The 17,278-nt window shown below is 68.7% G+C and carries 23 protein-coding genes; 21 read left to right on the top strand and 2 right to left on the bottom strand.

Going from position 1 to position 17,278, the window contains the following annotated elements; all coding sequences use genetic code 11:
- The 18 genes from HCC61_RS07005 (at position 1) to truA (ending at position 11,694) form a co-directional block, all read left to right on the top strand.
- Complete coding sequence (locus tag HCC61_RS07005) at positions 1-186, top strand: type Z 30S ribosomal protein S14 (RefSeq protein ID WP_028433259.1); 186 nt, start codon at positions 1-3, stop codon at positions 184-186.
- Positions 187-426: 240 nt separating this feature from the next.
- Complete coding sequence (gene rpsH / locus HCC61_RS06995) at positions 427-825, top strand: 30S ribosomal protein S8 (protein WP_169134347.1); 399 nt, start codon at positions 427-429, stop codon at positions 823-825.
- A gap of 23 nt (positions 826-848) precedes the next feature.
- Positions 849-1,388: a 50S ribosomal protein L6 gene (gene rplF, locus HCC61_RS06990; RefSeq protein WP_169134346.1), complete on the top strand. Its 540-nt coding sequence runs from the start codon at positions 849-851 to the stop codon at positions 1,386-1,388.
- Between the two features lie 3 nt (positions 1,389-1,391).
- Entirely contained in the window at positions 1,392-1,775 is a 384-nt protein-coding gene (rplR, locus tag HCC61_RS06985; protein WP_169134345.1) for a 50S ribosomal protein L18, read from the top strand.
- 43 nt (positions 1,776-1,818) lie between these two features.
- On the top strand, positions 1,819-2,421 hold the full coding sequence (gene rpsE, locus HCC61_RS06980; protein WP_028433263.1) for a 30S ribosomal protein S5: 603 nt from the start codon (positions 1,819-1,821) through the stop codon (positions 2,419-2,421).
- Positions 2,421-2,603: a 50S ribosomal protein L30 gene (gene rpmD / locus HCC61_RS06975; RefSeq protein ID WP_055485892.1), complete on the top strand. Its 183-nt coding sequence runs from the start codon at positions 2,421-2,423 to the stop codon at positions 2,601-2,603. The genes rpsE and rpmD overlap by 1 nt, the downstream gene beginning before the upstream one ends.
- Before the next feature lies 1 nt (position 2,604).
- On the top strand, positions 2,605-3,069 hold the full coding sequence (gene rplO / locus HCC61_RS06970; RefSeq protein WP_169134344.1) for a 50S ribosomal protein L15: 465 nt from the start codon (positions 2,605-2,607) through the stop codon (positions 3,067-3,069).
- Positions 3,070-3,227: 158 nt separating this feature from the next.
- Positions 3,228-4,541: a preprotein translocase subunit SecY gene (secY, locus tag HCC61_RS06965; RefSeq protein WP_169134343.1), complete on the top strand. Its 1,314-nt coding sequence runs from the start codon at positions 3,228-3,230 to the stop codon at positions 4,539-4,541.
- The gene (locus HCC61_RS06960; protein ID WP_169134342.1) at positions 4,541-5,209 is read left to right on the top strand and encodes an adenylate kinase; all 669 of its coding nucleotides are present in this window, start codon (positions 4,541-4,543) and stop codon (positions 5,207-5,209) included. The genes secY and HCC61_RS06960 overlap by 1 nt, the downstream gene beginning before the upstream one ends.
- 268 nt (positions 5,210-5,477) lie before the next feature.
- Positions 5,478-6,314, top strand: a complete 837-nt coding sequence (gene map, locus HCC61_RS06955) for a type I methionyl aminopeptidase (protein ID WP_169134341.1) — start codon at positions 5,478-5,480, stop codon at positions 6,312-6,314.
- A 197-nt stretch (positions 6,315-6,511) separates the two neighbouring features.
- Positions 6,512-6,733: a translation initiation factor IF-1 gene (gene infA, locus HCC61_RS06950; RefSeq protein ID WP_003948620.1), complete on the top strand. Its 222-nt coding sequence runs from the start codon at positions 6,512-6,514 to the stop codon at positions 6,731-6,733.
- Positions 6,734-6,797: 64 nt separating this feature from the next.
- Positions 6,798-6,911, top strand: a complete 114-nt coding sequence (gene rpmJ, locus HCC61_RS06945; RefSeq protein WP_003956441.1) for a 50S ribosomal protein L36 — start codon at positions 6,798-6,800, stop codon at positions 6,909-6,911.
- 234 nt (positions 6,912-7,145) lie between these two features.
- A complete protein-coding gene (rpsM, locus tag HCC61_RS06940) occupies positions 7,146-7,526 on the top strand; it encodes a 30S ribosomal protein S13 (RefSeq protein ID WP_028433879.1) in 381 nt (126 codons plus the stop codon).
- A gap of 67 nt (positions 7,527-7,593) precedes the next feature.
- Positions 7,594-7,998: a 30S ribosomal protein S11 gene (gene rpsK, locus HCC61_RS06935; protein ID WP_028433270.1), complete on the top strand. Its 405-nt coding sequence runs from the start codon at positions 7,594-7,596 to the stop codon at positions 7,996-7,998.
- Between the two features lie 27 nt (positions 7,999-8,025).
- Entirely contained in the window at positions 8,026-8,652 is a 627-nt protein-coding gene (gene rpsD / locus HCC61_RS06930) for a 30S ribosomal protein S4 (protein ID WP_169134340.1), read from the top strand.
- A 152-nt stretch (positions 8,653-8,804) separates the two neighbouring features.
- Positions 8,805-9,827, top strand: coding sequence for a DNA-directed RNA polymerase subunit alpha (locus HCC61_RS06925; protein ID WP_169134339.1), 1,023 nt, complete (start codon positions 8,805-8,807; stop codon positions 9,825-9,827).
- Between the two features lie 189 nt (positions 9,828-10,016).
- Positions 10,017-10,607 carry a 50S ribosomal protein L17 gene (gene rplQ / locus HCC61_RS06920; RefSeq protein WP_169134338.1) on the top strand — a complete coding sequence of 197 codons (591 nt, stop codon included), beginning with the start codon at positions 10,017-10,019 and terminating at the stop codon, positions 10,605-10,607.
- 88 nt (positions 10,608-10,695) lie between these two features.
- Positions 10,696-11,694: a tRNA pseudouridine(38-40) synthase TruA gene (gene truA / locus HCC61_RS06915; protein WP_169134575.1), complete on the top strand. Its 999-nt coding sequence runs from the start codon at positions 10,696-10,698 to the stop codon at positions 11,692-11,694.
- Positions 11,695-11,734: 40 nt separating this feature from the next.
- Here the strand turns inward: truA and HCC61_RS06910 are convergent, their stop codons facing one another.
- Positions 11,735-12,583 (bottom strand): hypothetical protein, encoded by an 849-nt coding sequence (locus HCC61_RS06910; protein WP_240968523.1) that lies wholly within the window; start codon positions 12,581-12,583, stop codon positions 11,735-11,737.
- 656 nt (positions 12,584-13,239) lie between these two features.
- On the opposite strand from HCC61_RS06910, the gene rplM reads away from it, so the two are divergent.
- From rplM to glmM, 3 genes are all read left to right on the top strand, one after another.
- Positions 13,240-13,683 carry a 50S ribosomal protein L13 gene (gene rplM / locus HCC61_RS06905; RefSeq protein WP_169134337.1) on the top strand — a complete coding sequence of 148 codons (444 nt, stop codon included), beginning with the start codon at positions 13,240-13,242 and terminating at the stop codon, positions 13,681-13,683.
- A gap of 43 nt (positions 13,684-13,726) precedes the next feature.
- On the top strand, positions 13,727-14,230 hold the full coding sequence (gene rpsI / locus HCC61_RS06900; RefSeq protein ID WP_169134336.1) for a 30S ribosomal protein S9: 504 nt from the start codon (positions 13,727-13,729) through the stop codon (positions 14,228-14,230).
- Positions 14,231-14,802: 572 nt separating this feature from the next.
- Positions 14,803-16,161, top strand: coding sequence for a phosphoglucosamine mutase (gene glmM / locus HCC61_RS06895; protein WP_169134335.1), 1,359 nt, complete (start codon positions 14,803-14,805; stop codon positions 16,159-16,161).
- 132 nt (positions 16,162-16,293) lie between these two features.
- Here the strand turns inward: glmM and coaA are convergent, their stop codons facing one another.
- Positions 16,294-17,274: a type I pantothenate kinase gene (gene coaA, locus HCC61_RS06890; RefSeq protein WP_169134334.1), complete on the bottom strand. Its 981-nt coding sequence runs from the start codon at positions 17,272-17,274 to the stop codon at positions 16,294-16,296.
- Positions 17,275-17,278: the final 4 nt, after the last annotated feature.

Genomic DNA, 17,278 nt, shown 5'->3' with positions numbered 1-17,278 from the left:
ATGGCGAAGAAGGCCCTGATCTCCAAGGCGAGCCGCAAGCCCAAGTTCGCTGTCCGCGCGTACACGCGCTGCCAGCGCTGCGGCCGCCCGCACTCCGTCTACCGCAAGTTCGGCCTGTGCCGCGTGTGCCTTCGCCAGATGGCGCACCGTGGCGAGCTGCCGGGCGTGACCAAGAGCTCCTGGTAACCCGCGTCCCCGCTCGCCCCTCGTGGGCGGGCGGGCCCGGGCCAGCCAGGGCTCTCGGTAAGAGCATCAAGGCCGGACGGGTGTCCGCCGCAGCGCTGTGAAGCAGCTGCGGCCGGCCGCCCGCCGACCGTGACCGTCTTACTACGCCGTAGGTCCCCGCACCCCACCTGTCCCGTCCCTGTACGGGGAGAAGGAGGGCGCATACAGGAAACCCCGGCGAGAGAGGCCGAAGGCCATCACATGACAATGACCGATCCGATCGCGGACATGCTGACGCGTCTGCGCAACGCGAACTCGGCGTACCACGACTCCGTCGTGATGCCGCACAGCAAGATCAAGTCGCACATCGCGGAGATCCTCCAGCAGGAGGGCTACATCACCGGCTGGAGGACCGAGGAGGCCCACGTCGGCAAGAGCCTCGTGCTCGAGCTGAAGTTCGGGCCCAACCGCGAGCGCTCGATCGCCGGCATCAAGCGGATCTCGAAGCCGGGCCTGCGGGTCTACGCGAAGTCCACCAACCTGCCCAAGGTGCTCGGCGGCCTGGGCGTGGCGATCATCTCCACGTCCTACGGACTGCTCACCGGCCAGCAGGCACAGAAGAAGGGCGTGGGCGGGGAAGTCCTCGCCTACGTCTGGTAACGGAAGGGAACGGAGGCACAGCAATGTCGCGTATCGGCAAGCTCCCCATCCAGGTTCCCGCCGGTGTGGACGTCACCATCGATGGCCAGGCGGTCGCCGTGAAGGGACCCAAGGGTTCCCTCTCGCACACCGTTGCCGAGCCCATCGAGATCGTGAGGGGCGAGGACGGCGCAGTGGTCGTCTCGCGTCCCAACGACGAGAGCCGGAACAGGGCCCTGCACGGTCTGTCCCGCACGCTGGTGGCGAACATGATCACTGGCGTGACCACGGGATTCACCAAGGACCTCGAGATCAGCGGCGTGGGTTACCGCGTCCAGGCGAAGGGCTCCAACCTGGAGTTCTCGCTTGGCTACAGCCACCCGATCCTGGTCGAGGCGCCGGAAGGCATCTCGTTCAAGGTCGAGTCGCCGACCAAGTTCTCGGTCGAGGGCATCGACAAGCAGAAGGTCGGCGAGGTCGCGGCCAACATCCGCAAGCTCCGCCGCCCGGACCCGTACAAGGCCAAGGGCGTGAAGTACGCGGGCGAGACCATCCGCCGCAAGGTCGGAAAGGCTGGTAAGTAAGCCATGGCATACGGCGTGAAGATCGCTAAGGGCGACGCCTACAAGCGCGCCGCCGCCAAGCGCCGTCACATCCGCATCCGCAAGAAGGTGTCGGGCACTCCGGCCCGTCCCCGTCTCGTGGTGACGCGTTCGAACCGCCACATGGTGGCTCAGGTCGTGGACGACCTGGCGGGCCACACGGTGGCCTCGGCGTCCTCGCTCGACGCGTCCATCCGCGGTGCTGACGGCGACAAGAGCGCACAGGCCAAGCAGGTGGGCGCACTTGTCGCCGAGCGTGCGAAGGCAGCGGGTGTGGAGACCGTCGTGTTCGACCGCGGCGGCAACAAGTACGCAGGGCGGATTGCCGCTCTGGCTGACGCCGCCCGTGAAGCCGGTCTCAGGTTCTGAGCCGGTTCCCGCGCTGAGCGGATAAAGGAGAGAGGTAATTCCAATGGCTGGACCCCAGCGCCGCGGTGGCGGCGCCGGTGGCGGCGAGCGTCGGGACCGCAAGGGCCGGGACGGCGGCGCCGCCGCCGAGAAGACCGCGTACGTTGAGCGCGTCGTAGCGATCAACCGCGTGGCCAAGGTTGTGAAGGGCGGTCGCCGCTTCAGCTTCACCGCGCTGGTCGTGGTGGGCGACGGCGACGGCACCGTGGGTGTCGGATACGGCAAGGCCAAGGAGGTGCCGGCCGCCATCGCCAAGGGTGTCGAGGAGGCCAAGAAGCACTTCTTCAAGGTCCCCCGCATCCAGGGCACCATTCCGCACCCGATCCAGGGTGAGGAGGCCGCGGGCGTCGTGCTGCTCAAGCCGGCCTCGCCCGGTACCGGTGTGATCGCCGGTGGCCCGGTGCGTGCCGTGCTGGAGTGCGCGGGCATCCACGACGTGCTCAGCAAGTCGCTCGGCTCCGCGAACCCGATCAACATCGTGCACGCCACGCGTGCGGCTCTTCAGGGCCTTCAGCGCCCCGAGGAGATCGCCGCCCGCCGTGGCCTGCCGCTCGAGGACGTGGCGCCCGCCGCTCTGCTGCGGGCCCGTGCCGGGGTGAGCGCGTAATGGCCCGCCTCAAGATCACGCAGACGCGTTCCGTCATCGGTACGAAGCAGAACCACCGGGACACGCTGCGGACGCTCGGTCTGAAGAGGGTCCGCGACGTCTCCGTACGCGAGGACCGTCCCGAGGTGCGCGGCATGGTGCACACCGTGCGGCACCTCATCACGGTCGAGGAGGTCGACTGAGATGGCTGACTCTTCGGCGAACAACCCGCTGAAGGTGCACAACCTCCGGCCGGCCCCGGGCGCCAAGACCGCGAAGACCCGCGTGGGTCGCGGTGAGGCGTCGAAGGGCAAGACGGCCGGTCGCGGCACCAAGGGCACCAAGGCCCGTTACCAGGTTCCGGAGAACTTCGAGGGCGGGCAGATGCCGCTGCACATGCGGCTGCCCAAGCTGAGGGGCTTCCGTAACCCTGCCCACAAGCAGTTCCAGGTGGTGAACCTGGAGAAGCTGGCCGAGCTCTACCCCAAGGGCGGCGAGGTCACGGTGGCCGACCTGGTCGCCAAGGGCGCCGTCCGCAAGAACGAGCTCGTCAAGGTGCTCGGCGCCGGCGAGATCTCCGTGGCTCTGACGGTGACCGTCAACAAGGTCTCCGGCTCCGCCAAGGAGAAGATCACCGCTGCCGGCGGCACCGTCACCGAGCTTGACTGAGTCCGTCCGCTGACAGGCCGGGGACGTCCCAACGGGGCGTCCCCGGTCCGTCGTTCCGTGGCGGGCACCGTCGCCGGTAAGGTGGCGGGCACTGTTGGTATCTGTCGACCCCAAGACCGTCACCTCTCGCGCGAGACGCGGGGGGCGCAGGAGGCACCGTGCTCACCGCGTTCGCCCGGGCGTTCCAGACGCCCGACCTGCGAAAGAAGCTGTTGTTCACGCTCGGCATCATGGTGCTCTTCCGCTTGGGGCAGCACGTTCCGGTGCCGGGTGTCAGCTTTGAGAACGTCAACCAGTGCATGAACGAGGCCAAGGGGAATCAGGGCCTCTTCGGGCTGGTCAATATGTTCAGCGGTGGCGCGCTGCTTCAGTTGACCATTTTCGCGCTCGGCATCATGCCGTACATCACCGCGAGCATCATTCTCCAGCTGCTGGTCGTGGTCATTCCGCGGCTGGAGGCGCTGAAGAAGGAGGGCCAGGCGGGGCAGGCCAAGATCACGCAGTACACGCGTTATCTGACGGTCGCGCTCGCAATCCTCCAGGCGACGGGGCTCGTGGCCACCGCCCGCAGCGGCACCCTCTTCCCGCAGTGCCAGGTCCGCGACCAGATCATCCCGGACCAGTCGGTCTTCACCACCGTGACGATGGTGATCTGCATGACCGCGGGCACCGCGTTCATCATGTGGCTCGGCGAGCTCATCACGGACCGCGGCATCGGCAACGGCATGTCCATCCTGATGTTCATCTCGATCGCCGCGGGCTTCCCCGGCGCGCTGTGGGCGATCAAGAAGCAGGGCAAACTCGCCGACGGCTGGATCGAGTTCGGCGCCGTGATCATCAGCGGTCTCGCGATGGTGGCCCTCGTGGTCCTGGTCGAGCAGGCCCAGCGCCGCATTCCCGTGCAGTACGCGAAGCGCATGATCGGACGCCGCAGTTACGGCGGCACGTCCACCTACATTCCGCTGAAGGTCAATCAGGCGGGTGTGATTCCCGTCATCTTCGCTTCGTCGCTGCTCTACATTCCGGCGCTGATCGTTCAGTTCAGCGGGTCGCAGGCGGGTTGGGCGCAGTGGATCCAGGCCCACTTCGTGAAGGGTGACCACCCGCTTTACATCATCACGTACTTCGTGCTGATCGTCTTCTTCGCGTTCTTCTACGTGGCGATCTCCTTCAACCCCGAAGAAGTCGCTGACAACATGAAGAAGTATGGTGGCTTCATCCCGGGCATCCGGGCAGGTCGGCCCACTGCGGAGTACCTGAGCTATGTGCTGAACCGGATCACATGGCCGGGGTCTCTGTATCTCGGACTGATCGCTCTGGTGCCGACCGTCGCGCTGATCGCGTTCGGTGCCCAGCAGAACTTCCCGTTCGGCGGGACGAGCATCCTGATCATCGTGGGCGTCGGGCTCGAGACCGTGAAGCAGATCGAGAGCCAGCTTCAGCAGCGCAATTACGAAGGGTTCCTCCGCTGATGCGTATCGTCCTCGTCGGACCGCCTGGCGCGGGTAAGGGAACGCAGGCCGCGTTCCTCGCCGAGAACCTGTCGATTCCGCACATCTCCACGGGCGACATCTTCCGCGCGAACATCAGCCAGGGCACTCCGCTCGGGCAGCAGGCCCAGGAGTACATGCGTGCGGGCCAGCTCGTACCCGACGAGGTCACGATCGGCATGGCGACGGACAGGATGGCCGAGCCGGATGCGTCCGGCGGCTTCCTGCTCGACGGCTTCCCGCGCAACATCGCGCAGGCGGAGGCGCTCGACGGTCACCTCGACGAGCAGGGGCAGCGGCTCGACGCCGTGCTGGACCTGGAGGTGCCGGAGGAAGAGGTCGTCAAGCGGATCGCGGGCCGCCGCATCTGTCGCAGCGACAGCAGCCATGTCTTCCACGCCGAGTACAGCCCGCCGAAGAAGGACGGGGTGTGCGACGTGTGCGGCGGCGAGCTGTACCAGCGTGACGACGACCGCGAGGAGACCGTACGGAAGCGGCTGGCCGTCTATCACAGCGAGACCGAGCCGATCATCGACCACTACAAGCGTCAGGACCTGGTGACCACCATCTCCGCACTGGGCGAGGTCGGCGAGGTGACCGAGCGCGCGATGCGGGCTCTCGAAGCCGCGAAGGACTCGGTCGCCGACTGACCGGACGGACGGACCGGCGGAGGAAGCGTTCCGTCGCCGGGGCCCGGCCTCGTGGGGCCGTGGCCGACAGCGGCCGGGAGGGAGGCCGCCTCCGCGCACATACGGCACACTGAGTGAAGCGGGGCGTAAGGCCCGGACCGGCGCACATCTCCGGGTCCCGCAGCCCGGCCCGTACGAGCAAGCACGACCGACCAGCACGACCTGCACCGCACGTCCCGGTCGCGGCCGGCCGACGTCACACCCGCCAGCAGAAGGAAGGCACCGCCGCATGGTGGAGATCAAGACCCCGGAGCAGATCGCGAAGATGCGCGAGGCGGGCCTGGTCGTCGCGGCGATGCACGACGCCTGCCGGGCGGCCGCGGTGCCGGGCGCCACCACCAAGGACCTGGACGAGGTCGCCGCGAAGGTGCTGGCCGACCACGGCGCGAAGCCCAACTTCCTCGGCTACGGCGGCTTTCCGGGCAACATCTGCACCTCCGTGAACGACATCGTCGTGCACGGCATCCCCGACCGGGCCACCGTCCTCAAGGACGGCGACCTCCTCTCCGTCGACGCCGGCGCCATCGTCGACGGCTGGCACGGCGACGCCGCGATCACCGTCTTCGTCGGCGAGGGCCACTCCGCGGAGCTGCACGAGCTGAGCCGGGTCACTGAGAATTCGATGTGGGCCGGGCTCGCGGCCATGCGCAAGGGCAACCGGCTCGTCGACATCTCCCGCTCGGTCGAGGGCTACATCCGGCGCCAGCCGCGCCCGGCCTCCGGTTCGTACGGCATCGTCGAGGACTACGGCGGCCACGGCATCGGGTCCCAGATGCACATGGACCCGCACCTGCTGAACTATGTGGACCGCCGGCGCGGCCGCGGTCCCAAGCTGGTGCCCGGCATGTGCCTGGCCATCGAGCCGATGGTCACCATGGGCACGCCCAAGACGCATGTCCTCTCCGACGACTGGACGGTCAAGACGAACGACGGCACCTGGTCCAGTCACTGGGAGCACTCGGTGGCCCTGACCGAAGAGGGCCCGATCGTGCTGACGTCGCCCGACGGCGGCAAGGCGAAGCTCGCCGAGCTGGGGGTCACGGCGGCGCCCGATCCGCTCGCGTGAGCTGACTCCGGGAGGTGCCGGCCCGGCGCCCGTACCGCTCGATCCCCCGCCCCGCGCATAACGATCTTGGTAGCCGGGGAGGCTACCCGAATTCGTCTTTGCGGGACGCGTACCGTAGACTGGCTCGTCGGTCCCGGGGTATCGGTATGCCCGGGGTCACCCCAGGTAGCCGATCCCGGAAGGTGAAGCGCTAGAGCATGGCCAAAAAACAAGGGGCCATCGAGATCGAGGGCACGGTCGTCGAATCTCTGCCGAATGCGATGTTCAAGGTGGAGCTTCAGAACGGGCACCAGGTTCTCGCGCACATCAGCGGCAAGATGCGGATGCACTACATCCGTATCCTTCCCGACGACCGGGTCGTGGTGGAGCTCTCTCCGTACGACCTCACCCGCGGGCGGATCGTCTACCGCTACAAGTAGCTCGACAGATCGAGCCGTTGTCCCATGCCGTGGGGCGGCGGCCTGACCCGGAGAACCTCATCGAATGAAGGTCAAGCCGAGCGTCAAGAAGATCTGCGACAAGTGCAAGGTGATCCGCCGTCACGGCCGGGTCATGGTCATCTGCGACAACCTGCGCCACAAGCAGCGCCAGGGCTGAAGCACCCCGACCGCAAGCCTTCGCACGGCTCGCATTCTTCGCGCGACGCAAGCGACAAGTACATACGCAGATGCCCGACCCCCCGCCTTGTGATCCTTGTCGGTGGGGACGACACCCCCGGTCGGAGGCCGGGGACCCTGCTCGCCGCCCGTGCCACGGCACAGCCCGTACGGCACTCGCGGACAGGGGACGGTGCTGCGTCAGACCTCCGCTAAAGCAATCAGGAGCCAAGGAATGGCACGCCTCGCAGGCGTCGACCTCCCGCGCGAGAAGCGCGTAGAGGTCGCCCTCACCTACGTCTTCGGCATCGGTCGCACCCTTGCCCAGCGGACTCTTGGTGAGACCGGCATCAACCCCGACACCCGGGTGCGGGATCTGGCCGAGGAAGACCTCGTCAAGATCCGTGAGTACGTGGACAACAATCTCCAGGTCGAGGGCGACCTCCGCCGTGAGATCCAGGCCGACATCCGCCGCAAGGTCGAGATCGGCTGCTACGAGGGCCTGCGGCACCGCCGCGGTCTCCCCGTCCACGGCCAGCGCACCAAGACCAACGCCCGCACCCGCAAGGGCCCGCGTCGCGCGATCGCCGGCAAGAAGAAGCCGGGCAAGAAGTAGTCCGCACCGGACTCGCTGCAAGCGGTCCGTGTTGCAGGACCGACGACCTCCACAGGAGTAAATCCATATGCCTCCGAAGGGCCGTACGGCCGGCGCCAAGAAGGTGCGCCGCAAGGACAAGAAGAACGTCCCCGCCGGGCACGCTCACATCAAGAGCACGTTCAACAACACCATCGTTTCGATCACCGACCCGACCGGCAACGTGATCTCCTGGGCCTCCGCCGGACACGTCGGATTCAAGGGTTCGCGCAAGTCGACGCCGTTCGCGGCGCAGATGGCCGCCGAGAACGCCGCTCGCCGTGCTCAGGAGCACGGCATGCGCAAGGTCGACGTCTTCGTGAAGGGTCCCGGCTCCGGCCGTGAGACCGCGATCCGTTCCCTCCAGGCCACCGGCCTCGAGGTCGGCTCCATCCAGGACGTCACCCCGACCCCGCACAACGGCTGCCGCCCGCCCAAGCGCCGCCGAGTCTGACCAGCCGAAACAGGAGAACTGAGACAAATGGCGCGTTACACCGGGGCCGACTGCAAGCGTTGCCGTCGGGAGAAGCAGAAGCTCTTCCTCAAGGGGAGCAAGTGCGAGAGCGCGAAGTGCCCGATCGAGATCCGTCCTTACCCCCCGGGTGAGCACGGTCGCGGGCGCACCAAGGACTCCGAGTACCTGCTTCAGAAGCGTGAGAAGCAGAAGGCAGCTCGTATCTACGGCGTCCTGGAGAAGCAGTTCCGCGGGTACTACAACGAGGCCAACCGCCTCCAGGGCAAGACGGGTGACAACCTGCTGCGCATCCTGGAGACCCGCCTGGACAACGTGGTCTACCGGGCCGGCTTCGCCAAGTCCCGTGACCACGCCCGTCAGTTGGTCCGGCACGGGCACATCACCGTGAACGGCCGCAAGACCGACATCCCGTCGGCGCGCGTGTCCGTGAGCGACATCGTCGAGGTCCGTGACTCCTCCCGTAACCTGACGCCTTTCCAGGTGGCGGCTGCGGAGGCCGGCGAGAAGACGGTTCCGGCCTGGCTGGAGTCCATCCCGTCGAAGATGCGGATCCTCGTCCACTCGCTGCCCGAGCGCCAGGTGATCGACACCCAGGTGCAGGAGCAGCTGATCGTCGAGCTGTACTCGAAGTAGTCCGGGTACGGCGCGGCTGCTGAACCTCCGGGTCCTGCCCGGAGCAGCAATTCAACCGGGGTGGGCGGTACGGCACTCGAACGTGTCGTGCCGCCCGTACCCTGTCAGTACGGCATCAAATAGCGGTTGCCGAAGACTGGAGGCATCACCACATGCTGATCGCTCAGCGCCCGTCCCTGACCGAAGAGGTCGTCGACGAATTCCGCTCACGGTTCGTGATCGAGCCGCTGGAGCCCGGGTTCGGCTACACCCTCGGTAACTCCCTGCGTCGTACGCTCCTTTCCTCGATTCCCGGAGCGGCTGTCACCAGCATCCGGATCGACGGTGTCCTGCACGAGTTCTCGACCGTGCCGGGCGTCAAGGAGGACGTCACCGACCTCATCCTCAACATCAAGTCCCTCGTGGTCTCCTCCGAGCACGACGAGCCGGTCGTGATGTACCTGCGCAAGCAGGGCCCCGGCCTGGTCACCGCCGCGGACATCGCACCGCCGGCCGGTGTCGAGGTGCACAACCCCGACCTGGTCCTCGCCACGCTCAACGGCAAGGGCAAGCTGGAGATGGAGCTGACGGTCGAGCGCGGCCGCGGCTATGTCTCCGCCGTGCAGAACAAGCAGATGGGCCAGGAGATCGGGCGCGTCCCGGTCGACTCCATCTACTCGCCGGTGCTGAAGGTCACGTACAAGGTCGAGGCGACCCGTGTCGAGCAGCGCACCGACTTCGACAAGCTGATCGTCGACGTCGAGACCAAGCAGGCCATGCGCCCGCGCGACGCCATGGCCTCGGCCGGCAAGACCCTGGTCGAGCTCTTCGGCCTGGCACGCGAGCTGAACGTCGACGCCGAGGGCATCGACATGGGCCCGTCCCCGACGGACGCCGCGCTCGCCGCCGATCTGGCGCTGCCGATCGAGGAGCTGGAGCTCACGGTCCGCTCGTACAACTGCCTGAAGCGTGAGGGCATCCACTCGGTGGGCGAGCTCGTGGCGCGTTCCGAGGCGGACCTGCTCGACATCCGCAACTTCGGTGCGAAGTCGATCGACGAGGTCAAGGCGAAGCTCGCCGGCATGGGCCTGGCCCTGAAGGACAGCCCGCCCGGATTCGACCCGACGGCCGCCGCCGACGCCTTCGGCGCGGACGACGACACGGACGCCGGGTTCGTCGAGACCGAGCAGTACTGATCCGCGTCCTGCGGATCTGATCCACGGGGCGGTCATGCGGCCCCTCCGTCGCCCCGGCCGGGAATCCGCCCGGCCGGGCTTCCCCTCGGCCCCGGCGGGCCTGGGGATCCACCCTCCGGTACCTGATACGGCCGGAACTGCCACCGGTACCTGATACGGCCGGTGCAGGCACACAGAAGGAGAAGCACGATGCCGAAGCCCACCAAGGGCGCCCGTATGGGCGGCAGCGCCTCGCACCAGAAGGCGATGCTGGGGAACCTCGCCACGGATCTCTTCGAGTACGGGCGCATCACCACCACCGAGGCCAGGGCGCGCCGTCTGCGTCCCGTCGCGGAGCGTCTGATCACCAAGGCGAAGAAGGGCGACCTTCACAACCGCCGCCAGGTCATGCGCACGGTCACGGACAAGAGCGTGGTCCACACCCTCTTCACCGAGATCGGCCCCCGCTACGAGAACCGGCCGGGTGGCTACACCCGCATCACCAAGATCGGCAACCGCCGTGGCGACAACGCGCCCATGGCCGTTATCGAGCTGGTGGAGGCCCTGACCGTGCAGCAGCAGGCTGTCGGCGAGGCCGAGGCCGCCACGAAGCGGACGGCCAAGGATGCCGAGAGCGGTAAGGCCGCGGGCGGTGCGAAGAAGAGCGCCAAGAGCAAGGCCAAGGCCGAGGAAGCCAAGGCCGACGAGGCCCAGGCTGAGGAGACCGAGGCCGAGGCCGAGGAGACCGACGCCAAGGCGGAGAACGCCGAGGCCGAGGAGTCCGGGTCCAAGGACGCCTGACGCTCGTAAAGCTCGTGAGCGGGCCCGTTCCCTTCGGGGGGCGGGCCTGTTCGTTCTCGTACGGAGAGGAACGGCTGCGGTGACGGACGTGACCGACGCGGTGAAGCCCGGCAGGGTACGGGTGCGGCTCGACCTGAGCTATGACGGCAAGGACTTCTCCGGCTGGGCCCGGCAGCGGGGGCGGCGGACGGTGCAGCAGGAGCTGGAGGACGCGATCCGCGTGGTGCTGCGCCTCGGGCCCGGGCCGCGCGGCTCAGACGGCGACGGCCGGAACGGATACGGCGACGGCGACGGGGACGGCGGGAAGAACGGGGACGGGGAGGCGGACGGCGAAGGCCGGAACGGAGACGGGGGCGTGCCGGTCGACCTGACCGTCGCCGGACGTACGGATGCCGGCGTGCATGCGCGCGGCCAGGTCGCCCACGTCGACCTGCCCGAGGACGTCTGGGCCGAACACGGCGGTCAGCTGCTGCGGCGCCTCGCGGGACGGCTGCCCATGGACGTACGCGTGTGGCGGGTGGCCGCGGCCCCCGAGCACTTCAACGCCCGCTTCTCGGCTATCTGGCGCCGCTACTCGTACCGCGTGAGCGACCATCCCGGCGGCGTCGATCCGCTGCTGCGTTCCCATGTGCTGTGGCACAACCGGCCGTTGGACGCGGACGCCATGAACGCCGCGGCCGGTCTTCTGCTGGGCGAGCACGACTTCGCCGCGTACTGCAAGAAGCGGGAGGGCGCGACGACCGTCCGCACCTTGCAGGGCCTGCGCTGGGAGCGCCGCGCGGACGGGGTGCTGGAGGCGACGGTGCGGGCGGACGCCTTCTGCCACAACATGGTGCGCGCACTGGTGGGGGCGATGCTCTTCGTCGGCGACGGGCACCGGCCCCCCGAGTGGCCGGGGGAGGTGCTGGCGGGGCGGGTGCGGGACTCGGCGGTACATGTCGTACGGCCGCACGGGCTGACGCTGGAGGAGGTCGGCTATCCGCCGGACGAGGAGCTGGAGGCGCGCAACTCGGCCGCCCGCAACCGGCGTTCACTGCCGTCGGAGAGTGCACCGGCGTCCGCTGCGGCGTCCGCGGGGTGCTGCTGAACGACCTGCGGCGGCTGAACTGCCCGCGGCCGTACGTCCGTTACTCCTCGGGTGAGGCGCCGACGGCTGCCGCCGCCTGGTCCTTGCCGCGCTTGAGGATGCGGGCGTAGGCGTACGTCGAACCGTCGCGGGCCGCCTGCTCCGCCTTCTTGTCCGCGGCGGTGGACGGCTTGCCGTTCGTGCGCCCCGCGATGGTGAAGTAGGCGTAGCGACCGAAGGAGTTGGCGGTCGTACGGCAGGTGACGGTGCGGCAGAAGTCGGGGACTCCGCCGCCCTTGAGCGCGACGAGGTTCGGTTCGTACTTGCTCTTCACCTTCGCCGCCGTTCCGGCTTCGTCGAAGACCGCGATGCCCACCGTGACGGCGAGCCCTGAGTGCGTGTACGTGGCGCGGAAGAGACTCTTGCAGTCGTTCTTGCTGAGCAGCGGGCCGAGGCCGGCGTGCGCGGCGTCCGTGCAGCCCTTGCTCGTGTCCGTCGAAGCACGCTCGTACGGACGGCCGTTGATGCTGACGCTCTTGGACGGGTAGAGCGTGCCCACGTTGAGCGGAGCCTTGTCGCGGCGAGGGTCCGAGATGAAGTCGCGGGGCGGCGGCGGAGGCGGCGGCTCGTCCTTGAACGTCGGGTCGCCGCCGGAGCCGGACGGCAGGTCTTCAGGGGTCGGGAGGGTCTCCGAGGGCTTGTCGGAGGCACGGCCGCTGCCGCCGCCCTCATTGATCACGGCGACCGCGACTATCCCGGCCACGACGACCGTCGCGAGCGCGCCGGCACCGGCGATCATCCAGCGGCGCCGCCGGTGGCGCTCCTGCTCCGTCTCGTCGGCGAGCGCCGCCCAGTCGGGGGTGGAAGAACCGCCTGGACCCTGATCCGGTCCATCCTGCCCAAAGCTCATGGGCGCATCATATTCGGTCGGTTGAGCGTGTACGCCACTGCGAGAGACGCCCGGGAAGCCCGGCACGGTCGGTGTGCTCCGGGCGGGAGGGACACCGCGAAACCGTTCAACTCGGCGCTTCCGCCTGTGAGTTGTGGGGCCCGCCGTCGGACGGGTCGTTCTGCTTGGGTCCGTTTGGGTCCGGGTGGGGGTGCTCGGTCGGGGTGGTCAGTTGCGCATCAAGGGTCCGAACGGGCCGGGGAACGGCCGCTGTCGGGGCTCACCTCGGATGAACCGCCTCTGGACGGCGGCCCGTTGGGGCCGTCTCGGGGCGGGTCGTGATGCCGCAACTCACCGGCGTGAGCTGGACCATGGGGCCGGGACGCCGAGGCCCGCAGGAAGGGCCGTTCGCCGGTCGCCCGCCGGGTCGGGCCCGCTTTGACCCGTACGGGTGCGCCCCGGTAAGCTGCCGGTTCGTTGTGTGTATTGGCTTGCTCATTCTCACGTGGGAGGGCCTTACACCCGGCCCACCGGCCGATGACCAGCGATCAGCACAGGCGGCTCGCGTCACCGCTGTGCGGTCAAGGCTGTCGTGATCTGCCAGGTGGCCTTGTCAGGACCTTTCCCCTGAGCTTCTAGCCCAGGGTGACCCACTCACAGAAGCGAAGGCTACGACCGTGCGTACGTACAGCCCCAAGCCCGGCGATATTCAGCGCCAGTGGCACGTCATCGACGCGCAGGACGTTGTCCTGGGCCGTCTGGCCACCCAGGCCGCCACCCTTCTCCGGGGCAAGCACAAGCCGGTGTACGCGCCTCACGTCGACACCGGTGACTTCGTCATCATCGTCAACGCCGACAAGGTGCACCTGTCCGGCAACAAGCGGACTCAGAAGATGGCCTACCGCCACTCCGGATACCCGGGTGGTCTGCGGTCCGTCCGCTATGACGAGCTGCTGGAGAAGAACCCCGCGAAGGCCGTCGAGAAGGCCGTCAAGGGCATGCTCCCGAAGAACACGCTGGGCCGTCAGATGCTCTCGAAGCTGAAGGTCTACGCGGGTGACCAGCACCCGCACGGCGCCCAGCAGCCCGTGCCGTTCGAGATCAGCCAGGTCGCGCAGTAAGTCCGGCCACCCCCGCCGATACAGAGAGAAGTTGAGGAGAACCGTGGCCGAGACCACTGCTGAGACCCCCGTAGAGGGCGTCGAGGAGTACACGACCGAGACCCCCGAGGCGCCGGAGGAGTTCACCTCCGAGTCGCTCGCGTCCCGATTCGGCGACCCGCAGCCGGCCGCCGGCACCGGGCGCCGCAAGAACGCCGTCGCCCGCGTCCGCATCGTCCCGGGCAGCGGCAAGTGGAAGATCAACGGTCGCACCCTTGAGGGCTACTTCCCGAACAAGGTGCACCAGCAGGAAGTCAACGAGCCCTTCAAGGTGCTCGAGCTGGACGAGCGCTACGACATCGTCGCCCGGATCAGCGGCGGCGGCATCTCGGGACAGGCCGGCGCGCTGCGCCTGGGCGTGGCCCGTGCGCTCAACGAGGCGGACACGGACAACAACCGTGGCCCGCTGAAGAAGGCCGGCTTCCTCACGCGCGACGCTCGCGCGGTCGAGCGGAAGAAGGCCGGTCTGAAGAAGGCCCGTAAGGGCACGCAGTACAGCAAGCGCTGACGCGCCCGGCCGGCTGCACTGCTCGCAGCAGCTGTACGAAAGCCCCGGGGGTACGAAACCGTGCCCCCGGGGCTTTCGTCTATGAGGGAGACGGCGCGCGAGCGGTGGCGGGCGCGGGTCGGCGGAACCGGTTCCGGCCTGTGCGGCGGAGGCAGGCGGGCAGCCTGAGAAACATGGACGGACTGTGCGGATGGGGCGGCTCGCATGCCGCTCGCCGTATGCCGCTTGCGTGCGCTCGGTATACAGCAATGCTGGAGCGGCGTGTGCACTCGGTATACCGCTCGTGTACGCGGCGCACTCGGTATACAACGCGTCGCGCCGGGCACCTTTGGTGAGTGCGGGCGGCGCGTGAGCGTGCCGGACACGGGGGAGCGCGGAAGACGGGGACGCGGCGGATACCTTGCTCGGACGGGGCCGGGCTCCGGCCTCCGCTTGCGGACCGTGTGGTGTGCGGTCCGTACTCGCCGCGTATGCGTCTCATATGCGGTTCGTATACAGCTCGTATCCGGCCGGGAACGGAATCCGCCCTCGGCCCGGTACTCGGATTCGACTCGGACTCGGAGGAACCACAAGTGGCACGACTCTTCGGAACGGACGGTGTGCGCGGTGTCGCCAACGAAGGCCTGACCGCCGAGCTGGCGCTCGGGCTGTCGGTCTCGGCGGCGCATGTGCTCGCTGAAGTGGGCTCGTTCGAGGGGCACCGGCCGGTGGCCGTGGTCGGACGGGATCCGCGAGCGTCCGGGGAGTTCCTGGAGGCGGCCGTCGTCGCGGGCCTTGCCAGCGCCGGAGTCGACGTGCTGCGCGTGGGAGTGCTGCCGACACCCGCCGTCGCGTACCTGACCGGCTCGCTCGGAGCCGACCTGGGCGTGATGCTCTCGGCCAGTCACAACCCCATGCCCGACAACGGCATCAAGTTCTTCGCGCAGGGCGGTCACAAGCTCGCCGACGAGCTGGAGGACCGGATCGAGGCGCTCTACCACGAGCACGGCACGGGCCAGCCGTGGGCGCGTCCCACGGGCGCCGCGGTCGGCCGGATCCGTGAGTACGACGAGGGCTTCGACAACTACGTGGCCCATCTCGTGGGCGTGCTTCCGAACCGTCTCGACGGGCTGAAGATCGTCATCGACGGCGCGCACGGCGCCGCCTCCCGCGTCTCGCCCGAGGCCTTCGCGCGCGCGGGCGCCGAGGTCTTCACCATCGGCGCCGACCCCGACGGCCTCAACATCAACGACGGCTGCGGTTCGACCCACCTGGAAGGGCTGCGCGCGGCCGTCGTGGAGCACGGCGCGGACCTCGGCGTCGCGCACGACGGCGACGCCGACCGCTGCCTTGCCGTCGACGCGCGCGGCGAGACGGTCGACGGCGACCAGATCCTCGCGGTGCTGGCGGTGGCCCTGCGGGACGCCGGCCGGCTGCGCAAGGACACCGTGGTCGCCACGGTCATGTCCAACCTGGGTTTCCGGCTGGCGATGGGCCGCGAGGGCATCGAGGTGCTCCAGACGGCGGTCGGCGACCGCTACGTACTGGAGGAGATGAAGCGCGGCGGATACGCGCTGGGCGGCGAGCAGTCCGGGCACGTGATCGCGCTCGACCACGCCACCACCGGGGACGGCACGCTGACGGGCCTGATGCTCGCAGCACGCGTCGCCGCCACGGGCAAGCCGCTCGCGGAACTGGCGAGCGTAATGGAACGGCTGCCGCAGGTGCTGATCAACGTGCGGGACGTGGACAGGAGCCGGGTGGACACCTCCGGTGAGCTGGCCGCCGCGGTCACCGACGCGGAACGCGAACTCGGTGCCACGGGCCGGGTCCTGCTGCGCTCCTCCGGCACCGAGCCGCTGGTGCGGGTGATGGTGGAGGCCGCCGACAGCGAGCAGGCGGAATCGGTGGCGGGCCGGCTGGCCGACGTGGTGAAGAGCTCCCTCGGCTGACCGTCGACGGGCTGTACACAGCCGATGTACAGCCCCCACACCGCTCGCGTACCAGCTGTATACAACGACCGGCGCCCACCGGGCCGCCCCACGACCGGTGCAGCCCGCACGCGGAGTCGCCGGCCCGTACGGTCAGAGTTTCCGCAGCGACAGCCGGCGGACCTTGTGGTCCGCGCCCTTGTGCAGCTGAAGCGTCGCGCGCCCGCGCGTGGGCGCGATGTTCTGCCGCAGATTGGGTTCGTTGACCGTGTGCCAGGTGCGGCGGGCGTACTCCAGCGCCTCCTCCTCCGGCACCCGCGTGTACCGGTGGAAGTACGAGCGCGGGTCCTGGAACGCGGTCTCGCGCAGTGCGCGGAAGCGGGCCAGGTACCAGGCCTCGATGTCGCTCGTGCGGGCGTCCACGTAGACGGAGAAGTCGAAGTAGTCGGCGAGGGCGAGCCGCGTGCGGCCGTCGCTGCCGGGCTGCGCGGGCTGGAGCACGTTGAGGCCCTCGACGATCAGAATGTCCGGGCGCCGGACGGTCAGCCGCTCTCCGGGGATCCGGTCGTAGCGGAGGTGGGAGTAGACGGGGGCGGTCACCTCCGGCTCGCCGGCTTTGACGTCGGCGACGAACCTGACGAGCGCCCTGCGGTCGTACGACTCGGGGAAGCCCTTGCGCGACATCAGGCCGCGCTCCTCGAGTTCCGCCGTGGGCAGCAGGAAGCCGTCGGTGGTGACGAGTTCGACCCGCGGGTGCTCGGGCCAGCGGGCGAGCAGTGCGCGCAGCAGCCGGGAGACCGTGGACTTGCCGACGGCGACGCTGCCCGCGACACCGATCACGAAGGGGGTGCCGCCGGGCGTTCTGCTCCTGTCGCCCGCGTCGCCCAGGAAGGTGTGGACGGCGGTGCGCAGGCCGTTTGTGGCCGCCACGTAGAGGTTGAGCAGCCGGGAGAGCGGGAGGTAGACCTCGCGGACCTCGTCGAGGTCGACCACGTCGCCGAGGCCGCGCAGTTCCTCGACCTCGGCGGCGGTCAGGGGGAGGGGAGTGCGCTCGCGGAGCGCGCTCCATTCGGTGCGTGAGAGGTCTGTGTACGGCGTTGCCACGGGACCATTCTCCGCCGCGTACCGTCCCACTTCC

The organism is Streptomyces sp. HNM0575, from assembly GCF_012726265.1.
Classification (GTDB): domain Bacteria; phylum Actinomycetota; class Actinomycetes; order Streptomycetales; family Streptomycetaceae; genus Streptomyces.
Note: the sequence above shows the minus strand (reverse complement) of the source record. Positions and strands in the feature narration are given on the sequence as shown.

Bases quoted from the DNA above. Each gene is read 5' to 3' on its own strand.
- HCC61_RS07005 (WP_028433259.1), top strand. From the start codon at position 1: ATGGCGAAGAAGGCCCTGATCTCCAAGGCGAGCCGCAAGCCCAAGTTC.
- rpsH (WP_169134347.1), top strand. From the start codon at position 427: ATGACAATGACCGATCCGATCGCGGACATGCTGACGCGTCTGCGCAAC.
- rplF (WP_169134346.1), top strand. From the start codon at position 849: ATGTCGCGTATCGGCAAGCTCCCCATCCAGGTTCCCGCCGGTGTGGAC.
- rplR (WP_169134345.1), top strand. From the start codon at position 1,392: ATGGCATACGGCGTGAAGATCGCTAAGGGCGACGCCTACAAGCGCGCC.
- rpsE (WP_028433263.1), top strand. From the start codon at position 1,819: ATGGCTGGACCCCAGCGCCGCGGTGGCGGCGCCGGTGGCGGCGAGCGT.
- rpmD (WP_055485892.1), top strand. From the start codon at position 2,421: ATGGCCCGCCTCAAGATCACGCAGACGCGTTCCGTCATCGGTACGAAG.
- rplO (WP_169134344.1), top strand. From the start codon at position 2,605: ATGGCTGACTCTTCGGCGAACAACCCGCTGAAGGTGCACAACCTCCGG.
- HCC61_RS06960 (WP_169134342.1), top strand. From the start codon at position 4,541: ATGCGTATCGTCCTCGTCGGACCGCCTGGCGCGGGTAAGGGAACGCAG.
- map (WP_169134341.1), top strand. From the start codon at position 5,478: ATGGTGGAGATCAAGACCCCGGAGCAGATCGCGAAGATGCGCGAGGCG.
- infA (WP_003948620.1), top strand. From the start codon at position 6,512: ATGGCCAAAAAACAAGGGGCCATCGAGATCGAGGGCACGGTCGTCGAA.
- rpmJ (WP_003956441.1), top strand. From the start codon at position 6,798: ATGAAGGTCAAGCCGAGCGTCAAGAAGATCTGCGACAAGTGCAAGGTG.
- rpsM (WP_028433879.1), top strand. From the start codon at position 7,146: ATGGCACGCCTCGCAGGCGTCGACCTCCCGCGCGAGAAGCGCGTAGAG.
- rpsK (WP_028433270.1), top strand. From the start codon at position 7,594: ATGCCTCCGAAGGGCCGTACGGCCGGCGCCAAGAAGGTGCGCCGCAAG.
- rpsD (WP_169134340.1), top strand. From the start codon at position 8,026: ATGGCGCGTTACACCGGGGCCGACTGCAAGCGTTGCCGTCGGGAGAAG.
- HCC61_RS06925 (WP_169134339.1), top strand. From the start codon at position 8,805: ATGCTGATCGCTCAGCGCCCGTCCCTGACCGAAGAGGTCGTCGACGAA.
- rplQ (WP_169134338.1), top strand. From the start codon at position 10,017: ATGCCGAAGCCCACCAAGGGCGCCCGTATGGGCGGCAGCGCCTCGCAC.
- HCC61_RS06910 (WP_240968523.1), bottom strand. From the start codon at position 12,583: ATGAGCTTTGGGCAGGATGGACCGGATCAGGGTCCAGGCGGTTCTTCC.